Genomic DNA, 14,476 nt, shown 5'->3' with positions numbered 1-14,476 from the left:
TCACAAAGATAAAACTACGACATTTTTAGAGAGTGGGAGAATTAGAGTTTGACGTAATAATCTTCCTGGACTTCATTGGCCGAATCTGAACCTTCCCTGAAATCTTTTATTTCTTGATACTCTTTATCTGAAAAAGGAGAAAAAGGCGAAATGTTTTCGCGTTCGATCTCAGTTAGGTCTATACCATAAACCCGGTCGAAAATTTTTATTCTTATCAAATAAACTATAGAGAGTATTATTATGAAAAAAGGAGCAAGGAAAATTAATTGATTTACATCAATAACGCCCTCGCCATAAAAATCTTCATAAATAGCAGAAACTAATTGGTAAGCATACATGACTATGGGAACTAAGATGACATGATACCACCAATGTTTGCAGGTGAAGAACCATATGAGAAGTAAAAAAAGCGGGGTAATTTTTCCTATAAAGGTCCAAGCAGCAGTTAAAACATCCAAATAATATTTACTCTCATAGGTAAAAAAAGAATTTTCCCAAACAGGGCCGCTTGGGAAAATTTCATATGAATAGAATAAATATGGTGAAAATGCTATGCAAATGGCAATTATACTACCCGTTAGTAGGAACGCGGATGAGCCTCGTATCAACAGCGGTTTTTTTAACTTCATTTTTATTGTCGTTATCTGTGTTGGAAGTTACAAAGAAAGTTGCTCCAAAGATAGAAACGGCTAGTAAAAGGGCTTTAATTTTCATGATATAGTTTTTTAAAGGTTGTGTATGTTTCGATTTGTTGATACAAACCTAGGTAAAACTAAACCGCTAATAGTTAGAGCATTATTCGTACTTTTGCCGCTTTTTTGAAGGAAAAATCTTCAAACTCTTAAAATATTGTATTAAAAAAAATACAGTTAAAATAATTCTTCTTTCGTTCAATGACTTCCGTATAATACAAATACGGCAAGAAAAACCCGAAAACGAAGGAAAATTCGTACAGGGATTTTCTAACAGCCTTTAGAATAAATTCTTTAAAATTAACAAAACTTTAACTTCCTAACATCTTTTTCCACTACTAAAATTTCCACTTTTTGATGCTCCTCCTCAATAAAATTTTCAATTTTTTGAGGCCATTCTATAAAATTCCAGTTCCCGGAATCCAAATATTCTTCAAATCCCATGTCCCAGGCTTCAGATTCATCTTTTATTCGGTAAAAATCAAAATGATTTACGGTACCGTTTTCGGTTTCATAAACATTAACGAGGGAGAAAGTTGGGCTGGCACCAGTATCCACGGCACCTAAGGCCTTCAGGAGTGCTTTTATTAATGTCGTTTTTCCCGCTCCCATTTCACCATAAAATAAAAGGGTTTTGCTTTTGGAATTTTCCAGAAGCTCACGGGCAACAGTTTCAATTTCAGATAGGAGGTATTTTACTTCCATTCAAAAACATTAAGATTTGGGGTGATAAAGATAGTTAAATTCTTGTTACCTAGGAGATAACACACTAAAGGGTATGATCATTTCCTCCATCGAGACACCGCCATGTTGAAAAGTATTGCGGTAATAACTTACATAATGATTGTAATTATTAGGGTAGGCAAAGAAGAGGTCTCCTTTGGCAAAAATGAAAGAACTACTCATATTAATAGTCGGTAAATGAATTGTTTTAGGATTGGGTGCCGCCAAAACATCTTTTTCCTCGTAAGTGAGGCTCTTTCCTGTTTTATATCTCAAGTTGAGACTTGTCTGTTTATCTCCAATAACTTTAGATGGATTTTTCACATTAATAGTTCCATGGTCTGTGGTAAGTATTAATTTAAATCCGAGGTTCTGGGCCTGCTGGATGATCTCCAGGAGTGGGGAGTTCTTAAACCAACTTTGGGTAAGAGACCGATAGGCCTTATTAGTGGAAGCCAGTTCTTTTATAACTTCCATTTCGGTTTTAGAATGGGAAAGCATATCTACAAAGTTGTAAACCACTACTGTGAGGTCATTATCTTTCTGGCTCCTAAAATTATCTACCAGCTTTTTACCTGCTTTGAGACTACTAATTTTATGGTATTCATGCTTGATATTATTTCCCAGCCGCTTGAGCTGTGCCTGTAGAAATTCGGCTTCATGAAGATTTTTACCACCTTCCTCTGTGTCATTCTTCCACAGGTTTGGATAAAGTTTTTCCATCTCACTGGGCATGAGTCCGGAGAAAATCGCATTACGGGCATATTGTGTTGCCGTTGGCAAAATGCTGTAAAATGGCATTTCCTTCTCCTTTTTATAGTAATTGTTTACTACAGGTTCAAACGCCCTCCACTGGTCATACCTAAGATTATCTATCACCACCAGGAGCGTAGGTTGTTCTTTGCTTAGCTCGGGTAGTATTTTTTCTTTGAACAGGGTGTGGGACATGACGGGAGCATCTGCATTTTTTTCAAACCACTTAGGGTAATTCTTATCTATAAATTTGCAAAACTGAAGATTGGCTTCGGTTTTTTGGGATTCCAGAATTTCAAACATTCCGCTGTCTTCAATATTCTCAAGTTCCAGTTCCCAATAGATCAGTTTTTGATAAAGTTCTGCCCATCCTTCATAGGAGTTGATCATTGCCATGTCCATTGCGATCTTTCTGAATTCCTGCTGATAGCTGGAAGTAGTTTTTTCTGAAATCAGACGGGAATGATCGAGATTCTTTTTTAAGCTTAGAAGGATCTGGTTGGGGTTAACAGGTTTTATTAGGTAATCGGCTATTTTGGAGCCTATGGCTTCTTCCATAATATATTCCTCCTCACTCTTGGTGATCATAACCACGGGTACGTTAGCCTGTTTTTCTTTAATTTCTGAAAGCGTTTCCAGGCCCGAAAGTCCCGGCATATTTTCGTCCAGGAAAATTATATCAAAATTCTCCTTTTCAATTTCTTCCAAGGCTTCGGTCCCGCTTTGGCAGGTGTATACTTTATAATTCTTGCTTTCCAGAAAAAGAATGTGGGGTTTAAGAAGGTCGATCTCGTCATCTACCCATAATATTTTGATATCGTTCATATATGTATCTTTGTTGACATTAATAATTAAAAGACCAGGCTTGCTTCCAGGAAACAAACTCAAGATTTTAAACGACCCAATTTACGGATTTATTACCATACCCAATGAGCTGCTCTTTGATATTATGGAGCATAAGTATTTTCAAAGACTGCGGCGAATTTCCCAAATGGGACTGTCTTACCTGGTATATCCCGGTGCACATCATACGCGTTTTCACCATGCTCTTGGCTGTCTTCATTTAATGCAAAAAGCCGTGAGGGTATTGAGGCTTAAGGGGGTAGAAATCTCGGCGGAAGAGGAGGAGGCACTGCAAATTGCTATCCTGCTCCACGATATAGGGCACGGCCCATTCTCTCATGCGATGGAACACAGCATTGTTGAGGGGGTGAGCCATGAGACCATTTCATTCCTTTTTATGGAAGAAATGAACCGTCAGTTTAACCAAAGATTAACTATGGCCATTGAGATTTTCCGCGGAAAATATCCACGGAAATTTCTTTGTCAGCTTATCTCCAGTCAGCTCGACATGGACCGAATGGACTACCTGAAGCGCGATAGTTTTTACACTGGGGTGGCCGAAGGGAATATTAACAGTGAGCGACTTATTAGCATGCTTACAGTGGTGAACAATGAGTTGATGGTGGAGGAAAAAGGGATTTATTCGGTAGAAAAATTCCTTTTGGCCCGCCGGCTTATGTACTGGCAGGTCTATCTGCATAAAACCGGTGTTGTGGCCGAACAGCTTTTGATAAGGATGCTTCAGCGGGCGAAGGAACTTGTGAATTCAGGCCGTACTTTATTTACAAGCACTGCTCTCAATCACTTTTTACAGCAACAGGTAACTGCCGAAAATTTTTCAGAAGACACCTTACACATATTTGCGAGGCTTGACGATTACGATATACTTTCAGCAATGAAAGAATGGGCACATGATGAAGATTTTGTGCTAAGTAAATTGTGTCAAATGATCATCAACCGGGACCTGCTAAAGATCAAACTAAAGAAAAAACCTATCTCTGGAGAAAAACTGGAAAGCCATCTTCAAAAAGCTATGTCGCGTTATAATATTAGCAGGGAAGAGGCCGGGTATTTCGTTTTTAGTGGAGATATAAGCAATCTGGCATACAAACGGGAGGATGAAAAGATCCATATCCTGTTTAAAAGTGGAAAAATTACCGACGTTATTAAAGCTTCAGATCACTTTAACCTTAAAGCTCTTTCGAAGCCGGTGACGAAATTTTATATCTGCTACCCGAAACCTAAAGATTAACTCATTTTTTTTACTTTTGCCAGAATGAAGTTTACAGCAACCCAAATAGCAGGTATCCTCGACGGGGAGATAGAAGGAAATCCCGGGGCAGAGGTCGACCGGCTTGCAAAGATTGAAGAAGGAACTGCCGGGTCTATTACCTTTTTGGCCAATCCTAAATATACCTCCTTTATTTATTCTACCAAAGCTACTATTACAATAGTGAGCAATAATTTTAAGGCAGAAGATGAATTGTCTACTACCCTTATTAAAGTAAAGGATCCTTATACGGCATTTTCAAAGCTGCTGGAATATTATAATCAGGTGAAATTGAACAAATCGGGAATTGAGCAGCCTAGCTTTATTTCAGATTCGGTTACTTACGGTGATAATCTTTACCTGGGCGCATTTTCATACCTGGGAGAGCAGGTGAAAATTGGTGATAATGTCAAGATTTTTCCTAATACATACATAGGAGATAATGTCAAGATAGGGGATAACGTTACTATTTTTCCCGGAGCAAAGATTTATTCTGAAACTATTATAGGTAATAACTGTATTCTTCATGGAGGTGTAATTATTGGGGCCGACGGTTTTGGTTTTTCGCCCAACCAGGAAGGGGTTTACTCAAAAGTGCCGCAAATAGGCAATGTTATTATTGAAGATAATGTGGATATTGGTGCCGGTACTACTATTGACCGGGCTACACTTGGATCTACTATAATCAGGAACGGGGTGAAACTGGACAACCAGATCCAGATCGCTCATAATGTAGAAGTGGGAGAGAATACTGCAATTGCAGCCCAAACCGGAATTGCCGGCTCAACTAAAATTGGAAAAAATTGTCTCATTGGGGGACAGGTGGGTATAGCCGGGCATATTCAAATTGGGAATGGAGTGAAAATTCAGGCGCAATCGGGGATAGGTCGTAATATCAAGGATAACGAAATGATCCAGGGTTCTCCTGCCTTTGGCTATAATGACTACAACAAGGCTTACGTACATTTCAGAAATTTACCCAAAATAGAAGACCGCTTAACCAAACTAGAAAAAAAACAATCAAATAATGGCTAAACAGCGCACCATAAGTAAAGAAGTTTCTTTACAGGGAGTGGGGCTTCATACAGGAAATGAAGTCACTCTTACATTTAAACCGGCTCAAAATAATACCGGTTACTGTTTTGTAAGAACAGATATTGAAGGGAATCCGATGGTGGAAGCCGATGTCAATTACGTTGTCAACACACAAAGAGGAACAAACCTTGAAAAAGAGGGAGTCACAATTCAAACTTCAGAACATGTACTTGCAGCCTGTGTGGGTCTTGAGATTGACAATATCATCATTGAACTTGATGCTGCCGAACCTCCTATTATGGATGGTTCTTCCAAATATTTTGTAAAAGCGCTTGAAGAAGCAGGTATAGAAGAGCAGGAATGCGACAGGGAAGAATTTGTGGTTACAGAGGTTATTCGTTACCACGATGAAAAATCCGGAAGTGAAATTCTTGTAATGCCTTCAGATGAATACCAGGTCACCGCAATGGTCGATTTTGGAACAAAGGTCCTGGGAACTCAAAATGCTTCCCTTCAAAAATTATCCGATTTTAAATCGGAAATCTCAAATGCCCGCACTTTCAGTTTTCTTCATGAACTTGAAACTCTTTTGGAGCATGGTCTTATAAAAGGAGGGGATTTGAATAATGCTATTGTTTATGTAGACAAGGAATTGAGTCCTGAGACTATGGACAAACTGCGGGTGGCATTCAAAAAAGACAATATCGCTGTAAAACCGAATGGCATTTTAGATAATCTTACTTTGCATTATCCCAATGAAGCGGCACGGCACAAACTTCTTGACGTCATAGGAGATTTGGCGTTAATAGGCACGCGTATACGTGGAAAAGTAATTGCCAATAAACCGGGTCATTATGTGAATACGCAATTCGCCAAAAAGCTTTCTAAGATCATTAAGGCCGAGAAGAGGAATAATGTGCCTAAATATGATCTTGATAAAGAGCCTTTAATGGATATTAATGAGATCATGAATATCCTGCCTCACAGGCCGCCATTTATTTTGGTAGACAAGATCATTGAGTTGACAAGCGATACAGTTGTAGGGGTCAAAAATGTCACTATGAACGAGCCTTTTTTCGTAGGGCACTTCCCGGGAAAACCTGTAATGCCTGGAGTACTTCAAGTGGAGGCAATGGCGCAGACTGGTGGTATTCTCGCTCTTAAATCTGTTCCCGATCCTGAGAATTATCTCACCTTTTTTATGAAAATAGACAATGTCAAGTTCAAGAGGCAGGTGGTTCCCGGCGATACACTTGTTTTTAAACTGGAACTATTGTCTCCTATTAGAAGAGGGATATGCCAAATGCAGGGTTACGCATATGTGAATGGAAAGCTGGTGACCGAAGCCATTTTAATGGCACAAATTGTAAAACAAAAATAAAGATTATGAATCAACCCTTAGCATACGTTCATCCCGGAGCCAAGATTGCAAAAAATGTAGTGATTGAGCCTTTTACCACTATCCACAATAATGTGGTGATTGGGGAAGGTACCTGGATTGGTTCCAATGTTACTATAATGGAAGGGGCCAGGATTGGCAAGAATTGCAATATTTTTCCAGGTGCAGTAATTTCTGCCGTTCCACAGGACAAAAAATTCAATGACGAAGACACTCTTACAGAAATAGGCGATAATACCACTATTCGGGAATGTGTGACCATCAATCGAGGGACTACAGACAGGATGAAAACCAAGATTGGTAGCAACTGCTGGATCATGGCCTATTGTCATATCGCCCATGATTGTGTGGTGGGTGACAACTGTATCTTTTCGAACAACAGTACCCTGGCCGGTCATATTAATGTTGGAGATTATGTTATTCTAGCAGGAATGGCTGCCATACAACAGTTTTGTAGTATAGGAAGTCATGCTTTTGTCACAGGCGGATCCCTTGTGCGAAAAGATGTTCCTCCATTCGTAAAAGCGGGAAGAGAACCTCTATCTTACGTGGGAGTAAATTCAATTGGTTTAAGACGTCGCGGGTTTACTACCGAAAAAATCCGGGAGATCCAGAATATTTACAGGATATTGTACCAAAAGAATTACAATAACAGTCAGGCAGTAGCTATCATCGAAGCCGAAATGGAAGCAACTTCCGAAAGAGATGATATTTTAGAGTTTATCAAAAATTCCCAGAGAGGGATAATGAAAGGTTATATAAGTTCAAATTAATAAGTAGGAAAAATGGCAAGTACAAGTGATATTAGAAATGGATTGTGTATAAGATACAACCATGACATTTTCAAGGTTATAGAGTTTCTTCACGTGAAGCCGGGAAAAGGTCCTGCTTTTGTAAGAACAAAATTGAAAAGTGTAACTACAGGAAAAGTGATTGATAACACCTTTTCTGCCGGTCATAAGATCGAGGATGTAAGGGTTGAAACTCATAAATTCCAGTTCCTGTATAATGATGGGGAATTTTACCATTTCATGAATACAGAAGATTATACGCAGATAAGACTTACCGAAAATGCACTTGATGCACCGGGACTTCTTAAAGAAGGAGAAGTGGTAACTATTCTTATCAACACAGAGGATCAAATGCCACTATCGGTAGAGATGCCTGCCAGTGTGATCCTGGAAGTTACCCACACCGAACCTGGAGTTAAAGGAAATACTGCAACAAACGCCACCAAGCCTGCAACAGTAGAAACAGGAGCCGAGGTGAATGTTCCGCTTTTCATCAACGAAGGAGATAAGATCAAGATCGAAACAGAAAAAGGAACTTACAAAGAAAGAATAAAAGAGTGATCAGTGATCGTCAGTGATCAAATAAATTTCACATCTCAAATCTCAAATCTAATATCTCATATCTAACATGAAGTTTCCGCAGCAACATACCCTTGAGCAGATCGCCACTATTATTTCTTCGGAATTTGTGGGACCCGCAGATTTTCCTGTTTCAGGAATGAATGAAATCCATGTGGTGACGCCGGGAGATATTGTTTTTGTGGATCATCCAAAGTATTACGACAAGGCGCTTAATTCGGCAGCCACGATCATACTTATTAATAAGGAAGTGGATTGTCCCGAAGGAAAAGCGCTGTTGATATCAGACGATCCTTTCAGAGATTTCAATAAACTCACAAAATATTTCAAACCCTTCGAAAAAGCTACCTCAAATGTGGCAGCTTCCGCAGAAATTGGAGAAGGAACTGTAGTGCAGCCAACGGCTTTTGTGGGGAACAATGTGAAAATTGGTAAGAATTGTCTTATTCATGCTAACGTAAGTATTTACGATAATACTGTCATTGGTGATAATGTTACCATTCACGCGGGAACTGTTTTGGGCGGTGATGCTTTTTACTATAAGAAACGTCCAGAGGGTTATGATAAACTTATTTCGGGAGGAAGAGTGGTGATCAAAGACAATGTTGATATTGGTGCTAATTGTACAATAGATAAGGGAGTAACAGGTGACACCACTATTGGAAAAGGCACTAAACTGGATAATCTAATTCAGGTGGGGCACGATACAGTGATTGGAGAAAATTGTCTTATCGCCTCACAAGTAGGAATTGCCGGTGCTGTAATCATTGAAGACGAAGTGACAATTTGGGGACAGGTAGGATTCCGTAGTGGAATTGTAGTTAAAAAAGGAGGTGTGATGATGGGGCAGGCCGGGATCACCAAATCAACAAAAGAAAATACCGTATATTCGGGAAATCCTGCGATGGAATCCCGGGAGTGGCTTAAAGAGTTGGCGCTTTTGCGCCGATTGCCTAAATTAATGGAAAAATTAAAAAGTTGATATGGAACCAAAAGATTGCGTTGCAAAATTTTATTCTTCAGATTTTTACAAGAATCCTAATTCCGTAAAGGAATATCTTCACCCCCAAGCACAATTGTTCTGGAACAGTAGCGCAGGTTTTCACAAGCTGGGCTTTTCAGAAATTGCCGAGATGTCAAAAGAGCTCGCAAAGTCTTTTGATCACCTTAAGGCCGATATTAGTCATTTGCTTAGCGAGGAAGATACAGTTAGTATTAGATTTACTTATTATGTGAGTACTGTTGAGAATCCCGACGAGGAACTTCCTATGGCACATTTTATTGCCATTTGGGAAATGAAGGACGGCAAAATGTTCAAGGGCCATCAAATAAGTCAGCAGGCCGATGACAGCCCTGAAAATCTGGATTCTTTCCTTCCAATTAATTAATAAAAACCCTTTAGGTTTCTTTTATAAAAACCTAATTTTGCAACAGAAAAATCAAATAATCAACTATGAGCGTTTTAGTCAATAAAGATTCAAAAATAATTGTTCAAGGATTTACCGGGAGTGAAGGTACTTTTCACGCCGGCCAAATGATAGAATATGGAACGAATGTGGTAGGTGGTGTGACTCCTGGAAAAGGAGGACAAAAACACCTGGAAAAGCCTGTTTTCAATACAGTATCCGATGCGGTTAAAGAAACAGGAGCCGATGTTTCAATTATTTTTGTACCACCGGCATTTGCAGCCGATGCTATAATGGAAGCTGCAGATGCAGGGATCAAAGTAATCATTACAATTACTGAAGGTATCCCGGTTGCCGATATGATTAAAACTGCCGACTATATTAAAGATAAAGATTGTCGTCTTGTAGGACCCAACTGCCCTGGAGTGATAACTCCGGAAGAAGCAAAAGTAGGGATCATGCCCGGTTTTGTATTCAAAAAAGGAAAAGTAGGAATTGTTTCAAAATCCGGGACTCTTACTTACGAAGCAGCCGATCAGGTTGTGAAACAGGGGCTTGGAATCACTACTGCAATTGGTATTGGTGGAGACCCAATTATTGGAACTACTACAAAAGAAGCAGTAGAGTTGTTAATGAACGATGATGAAACTGAATGTATCGTAATGATCGGTGAAATTGGTGGACAACTTGAAGCCGATGCTGCAAGATGGGTGAAGGAAAACGGTAACAGGAAGCCCGTAATTGGATTTATCGCCGGGGAAACTGCACCAAAAGGACGTACCATGGGACACGCAGGTGCTATAGTTGGTGGAAGTGAAGATACAGCCCAGGCTAAAAAAGCCATTTTAAAGGAGAATGGGATCCACGTTGTGGACTCTCCTGCAGAGATTGGTAAAAAAGTAAAAGAAGTAATGGGATAAGAACTTCCTTTTTTTAGATAATTTAAACCTCCGTAACCTGTCAAAAAAGGCAGATTTCGGAGGTTTTTCAGTCTTAACCGCTTCTTTTGTTATATTTGAATCATTAATAACCCACACCAGGAAAACATAAATTTTAATATGAAATTACTAGAAGGAAAAAATGCTATCATCACCGGTGCCAGTAGAGGTATAGGGAAAGGAATAGCCGAAGTTTTTGCAAAACATGGGGCTAATGTTGCTTTTACATATAGCTCTTCTGCAGAAGCTGCAAATCAACTCGAGAAAGAACTTCAGGAACTTGGAGTCAAAGCAAAAGGATATAAATCTGATGCTGCCGATTTTATGCAAGCTGAAGAACTTATAAAAAATGTACAGCAGGATTTCGGAAGTATTGATATCCTTGTCAATAATGCCGGGATTACAAAAGATAACCTGCTAATGCGAATGAGTGAAGAGGATTTTGATAAGGTGATCGAAGTAAACCTGAAATCTGTTTTCAATATGACCAAAGCCGTGCAAAGGACTATGTTAAAACAGCGTCATGGAAGCATTATAAACATGAGTAGCGTGGTAGGCGTAAAAGGAAATGCAGGGCAGGCAAATTATGCGGCTTCAAAAGCAGGGATGATTGGCTTCTCCAAATCCATGGCTTTAGAACTTGGATCCCGTAACATACGTACCAACGTAATTGCCCCCGGATTTATTGAAACCGAAATGACCGGAAAACTTGATGAAAAAGTTGTGGAAGGCTGGAGAGAGGCGATTCCGTTAAAACGAGGTGGTACGCCAGAGGATATTGCGAACACATGTGTTTTCCTCGCCAGTGATCTTAGCGCCTATATTACAGGGCAGGTTATCAATGTAGATGGAGGTATGCTTACCTAAAAATATTGAGAGGCTGTCTTCGTCACTTATGTCATTCTCAATTCATTTCAGAATCTTTATAATTTGGAATCGGAATAAAGAGAATCTGAAACGAGTTCAGGTTGACGTAATAGTTTTTTAGACAGCCTCTTTCTTTTCTTAAACAAAAACCGAATGCCGGCAACTACGATCTTTCTTCTCATTGGGGCTTTTCTCCTGTCGCTGGCACTGGCATTGTTTCTGTATTTTTATAAGGCCAAGGGACGACGCTCCAAAAATGCCATTTTTGCCTCCTTACGTTTTATTGCAATATTCTCCCTTCTTTTACTGCTTATCAATCCAGAGATCAACAGGATCGAGTACTACAATGAAAAACCCAATTTGATACTTGTAGTAGATAATTCCAGTTCAATTAGTGAATTTGGAGCAGGGGAGGAAGTGAAAACTTTGTTCAACCGCCTGACGACTGATCCCAAACTTAAAGAAAATTTTGAAATAGAAACTTTTTCCTTCGGAAGATATCTAAGACCTGCCGATTCTGTCGATTTTAATGATTCCCAAACCAACCTTACAGCCGTTTTCAATGATCTTTCCACCCTTTACGAAGGGCGGGTAGCTCCAGTTGTGCTTATTTCAGATGGAAATCAAACCTTGGGTGAGGAGTTTACTTTTGCAGCGCAGCGATTAAGTCAGCCGGTTCTTCCGGTTGTTGTTGGGGACACAATGCGATATCAGGATCTAAGTATTTCCAGGATCAATGTCAATAAATATGCTTTTCTGAATAATCGTTTTCCGGTTGAAATCATGCTGAATTATTCAGGAGATACTTCTGTAGCGACAAGGCTGGAGATTCGAAAAGGAAATACAGTAGTTCATTCGCAACAACTATCTTTTTCTTCCGAAGATAATTCCCAAGTTGTTAGGGTAGAGCTTCCTGCCAATGCTGTAGGTATTCAAAATTTTGAGGTGCGGGTAAGAGAGCTACCGGCCGAAAAGAACATTGTCAATAATACCAGAGAATTTGCGATGGAAGTGATCGATGAGCGAACAAAAGTTCTTATCGCATATTCCTTTTTACACCCCGACCTTGGAGCCTTTAAAAAAGCCATCGAAAGCAACCAGCAAAGGGAAGTTGAATTAAAACCAATTCCTGAAGTTTCAGATCTTGCCAAATACCAGCTCGTGATGCTGTACCAGCCCGATGCAAGGTTTAGAAGTGTGATGGAAGAGCTCAACTCTCAAAACCGGAACTATTTTCTTATCACCGGCCCAAAAACAGACTGGAAATTCCTGAACCAACAACAGGAACTTTTTCAACAGGAAATTACCAATCAACCGGAAGAATATTTCCCGGTTTGGAACGAGAATTTCAAAGCTTTTCAAACAGAGGATATTGGCTTTTCAGATTTTCCACCTTTGGAGGGGAATTTTGGAAATCTCAATGCGACCGAAGCTCTTGATGTGCTGCTATACAGGGAGGTGCAGGGGGTAGAGACCACAATGCCTCTCCTGGGAGTGACAACTGCCGGAGAATCAAAAACAGGGTTTTTATTTGGGGCAGACATCTGGCGATGGAGAGGATCTAGCTTCAGGGAGAACGGTTCATTTCAAAAATTTGATGATCTTATTGGGAAGTTCGTACATTTTTTGGCTTCAGGAAACAGGCAGGATAGATTGGTGGTAAAACATGAACCTCTTTACAATGAAAGTGAAGAAATTATTATTACGGCAGATTATTTTGATCAAAGCTATGAATTTGACCGCAGGGCTGCACTTGAATTACAAATTAAAAATAAAGAAACGGGGGAGCAGAGGCAAATTCCCTTTTTGCTGAATGACAGCTCCTTTGAAGTAGATCTAAGCAGTCTCTCGGGTGGAGATTATGATTTTACTGTAAATGTTGAAGGGGAGACTCTGTCCCGCTCCGGAAGCTTCAGGATTCTGGATTTTGATGTGGAAAAACAGTTTGCCCGGGCCAACCTGGAAGGCCTGCAGCATATTGCAAAACAAAAGGGACAGGATATTTATTTTCTTCAGGATTTTGAGAGGCTTAAGAATGACCTTTTATCGGCCGATTCTTATGCTACGATCCAAAAAAGCCGCAAAAAGGACGTATCTTTGATCGACTGGAAATATTTGCTGGGAATCATTGTTTTAGCACTAAGTGCAGAATGGTTTTTAAGGAAATATTACGGCCTTATTTAACTTTTATATTTTTAATTACTATGGACAAATTGCCCAAAATTGGCCTGCCAATTCTTTTTGCAGGAATTATTCTTATTATTCTTATCGCCAAATCTACAGTCACTATTAATTCCGGGGAAGCGGGAGTGCTTTACCAGACCTTTGGAGGTGGTGTTGTAATAGATGAACCACCATTAGGTGAAGGTTTTCACTTTGTAGCTCCATGGAATAAGGTCTTTGTTTACGAGGTACGTCAACAATCCCTTGATGAAAAAATGCAGGTACTTTCTTCCAACGGTCTTGAAATTAAACTTGATGCTTCAATTTGGTATGAGCCAGATTATGAAGATCTTGGTTTGCTTCACAAAGAGAGGGGTGAGCAATATGTGCAAAGGGTCTTACAACCTGCTGTACGCTCTGCTGCCAGGGCAGTTGTGGGAAGATATAATCCCGAGCAGCTTTATGCCAGCAAAAGAGAAGCTATACAACAGGAGATTTTTGAAGAAACTCAAAAGCTACTTAAGAATCAATATGTACAAATTAATGAGGTGCTGGTGCGTGACGTTTCTCTACCCTCTACAATTAAAGAGGCTATTGAACGCAAGCTACGCCAGGAACAGGAATCTCTTGAATATGAGTTTCGTTTAACAAAGGCCACTCAGGAAGCTGAGAGACAGCGTATTGATGCTGAAGGTAAGGCGCGTGCAAACGAAATTTTGGATGCTTCTTTGACTCCGTTGGTACTTCGGGAAAAAGGTATCCAGGCAACGATAGAACTTGCAAAATCACCAAATGCTAAGGTTGTTGTAATTGGTTCCGGAGATGACGGAATGCCATTGATCCTTGGGAATAATTAATTTTTTTAAAAATTCCTGCTGGAAATTGAAATAAAAATTTATTTTTGTGTCACACAATGAAAGCACAACAACTACATCATCATCATTCTCATTCATTCGCTCTTGCGAGGTGAGATTGATATGTGTATAAACCATATTTCTAAAACCCGTTTGAGCAGCT

General features: G+C 39.7%; 14 protein-coding genes. 11 read left to right on the top strand and 3 right to left on the bottom strand.

Features of this window, described 5'->3' with window-relative positions; genetic code table 11:
* Nucleotides 1–41: 41 nt before the first annotated feature.
* The 3 genes from OU683_RS08795 to porX all read right to left on the bottom strand — a co-directional run bounded on the left by OU683_RS08795 (nt 42) and on the right by porX (nt 2,993).
* Nucleotides 42–629, bottom strand: coding sequence for a hypothetical protein (locus tag OU683_RS08795; protein WP_268137305.1), 588 nt, complete (start codon nt 627–629; stop codon nt 42–44).
* Between the two features lie 363 nt (nt 630–992).
* On the bottom strand, nt 993–1,397 hold the full coding sequence (tsaE, locus tag OU683_RS08790) for a tRNA (adenosine(37)-N6)-threonylcarbamoyltransferase complex ATPase subunit type 1 TsaE (protein ID WP_268137303.1): 405 nt from the start codon (nt 1,395–1,397) through the stop codon (nt 993–995).
* Between the two features lie 45 nt (nt 1,398–1,442).
* Nucleotides 1,443–2,993: a T9SS response regulator signal transducer PorX gene (gene porX, locus OU683_RS08785; RefSeq protein ID WP_268137301.1), complete on the bottom strand. Its 1,551-nt coding sequence runs from the start codon at nt 2,991–2,993 to the stop codon at nt 1,443–1,445.
* A gap of 40 nt (nt 2,994–3,033) precedes the next feature.
* Here porX and OU683_RS08780 point away from each other — a divergent pair, with 40 nt between their 5' ends.
* From OU683_RS08780 to OU683_RS08730, 11 genes are all read left to right on the top strand, one after another.
* Nucleotides 3,034–4,263: an HD domain-containing protein gene (locus OU683_RS08780; RefSeq protein WP_268137299.1), complete on the top strand. Its 1,230-nt coding sequence runs from the start codon at nt 3,034–3,036 to the stop codon at nt 4,261–4,263.
* A 24-nt stretch (nt 4,264–4,287) separates the two neighbouring features.
* Nucleotides 4,288–5,316 carry a UDP-3-O-(3-hydroxymyristoyl)glucosamine N-acyltransferase gene (lpxD, locus tag OU683_RS08775; protein ID WP_268137297.1) on the top strand — a complete coding sequence of 343 codons (1,029 nt, stop codon included), beginning with the start codon at nt 4,288–4,290 and terminating at the stop codon, nt 5,314–5,316.
* Entirely contained in the window at nt 5,309–6,697 is a 1,389-nt protein-coding gene (locus OU683_RS08770) for a bifunctional UDP-3-O-[3-hydroxymyristoyl] N-acetylglucosamine deacetylase/3-hydroxyacyl-ACP dehydratase (protein WP_268137295.1), read from the top strand. Before lpxD ends, OU683_RS08770 begins: the two co-directional genes overlap by 8 nt.
* 5 nt (nt 6,698–6,702) lie before the next feature.
* Nucleotides 6,703–7,488, top strand: coding sequence for an acyl-ACP--UDP-N-acetylglucosamine O-acyltransferase (gene lpxA / locus OU683_RS08765; protein ID WP_268137293.1), 786 nt, complete (start codon nt 6,703–6,705; stop codon nt 7,486–7,488).
* 12 nt (nt 7,489–7,500) lie between these two features.
* Nucleotides 7,501–8,067: an elongation factor P gene (gene efp / locus OU683_RS08760; RefSeq protein ID WP_228914580.1), complete on the top strand. Its 567-nt coding sequence runs from the start codon at nt 7,501–7,503 to the stop codon at nt 8,065–8,067.
* Between the two features lie 67 nt (nt 8,068–8,134).
* Nucleotides 8,135–9,067 carry a UDP-3-O-(3-hydroxymyristoyl)glucosamine N-acyltransferase gene (locus OU683_RS08755; protein ID WP_268137290.1) on the top strand — a complete coding sequence of 311 codons (933 nt, stop codon included), beginning with the start codon at nt 8,135–8,137 and terminating at the stop codon, nt 9,065–9,067.
* Between the two features lies 1 nt (nt 9,068).
* Nucleotides 9,069–9,473 (top strand): nuclear transport factor 2 family protein, encoded by a 405-nt coding sequence (locus OU683_RS08750; protein WP_268137288.1) that lies wholly within the window; start codon nt 9,069–9,071, stop codon nt 9,471–9,473.
* A gap of 65 nt (nt 9,474–9,538) precedes the next feature.
* Nucleotides 9,539–10,411: a succinate--CoA ligase subunit alpha gene (sucD, locus tag OU683_RS08745; RefSeq protein ID WP_228914610.1), complete on the top strand. Its 873-nt coding sequence runs from the start codon at nt 9,539–9,541 to the stop codon at nt 10,409–10,411.
* A 138-nt stretch (nt 10,412–10,549) separates the two neighbouring features.
* Nucleotides 10,550–11,296, top strand: coding sequence for a 3-oxoacyl-[acyl-carrier-protein] reductase (gene fabG, locus OU683_RS08740; protein WP_268137285.1), 747 nt, complete (start codon nt 10,550–10,552; stop codon nt 11,294–11,296).
* A gap of 153 nt (nt 11,297–11,449) precedes the next feature.
* Entirely contained in the window at nt 11,450–13,480 is a 2,031-nt protein-coding gene (locus OU683_RS08735) for a VWA domain-containing protein (RefSeq protein WP_268137284.1), read from the top strand.
* A 20-nt stretch (nt 13,481–13,500) separates the two neighbouring features.
* Nucleotides 13,501–14,316: a prohibitin family protein gene (locus OU683_RS08730; RefSeq protein WP_268137282.1), complete on the top strand. Its 816-nt coding sequence runs from the start codon at nt 13,501–13,503 to the stop codon at nt 14,314–14,316.
* Nucleotides 14,317–14,476 lie beyond the last annotated feature (160 nt).

The sequence above is a fragment of the Salinimicrobium sp. TH3 genome (assembly GCF_026676115.1).
Lineage (GTDB): Bacteria > Bacteroidota > Bacteroidia > Flavobacteriales > Flavobacteriaceae > Salinimicrobium.
The sequence above is the reverse complement of the archived record's forward strand: the minus strand, read 5'-3'. Positions and strand labels throughout refer to the sequence as shown.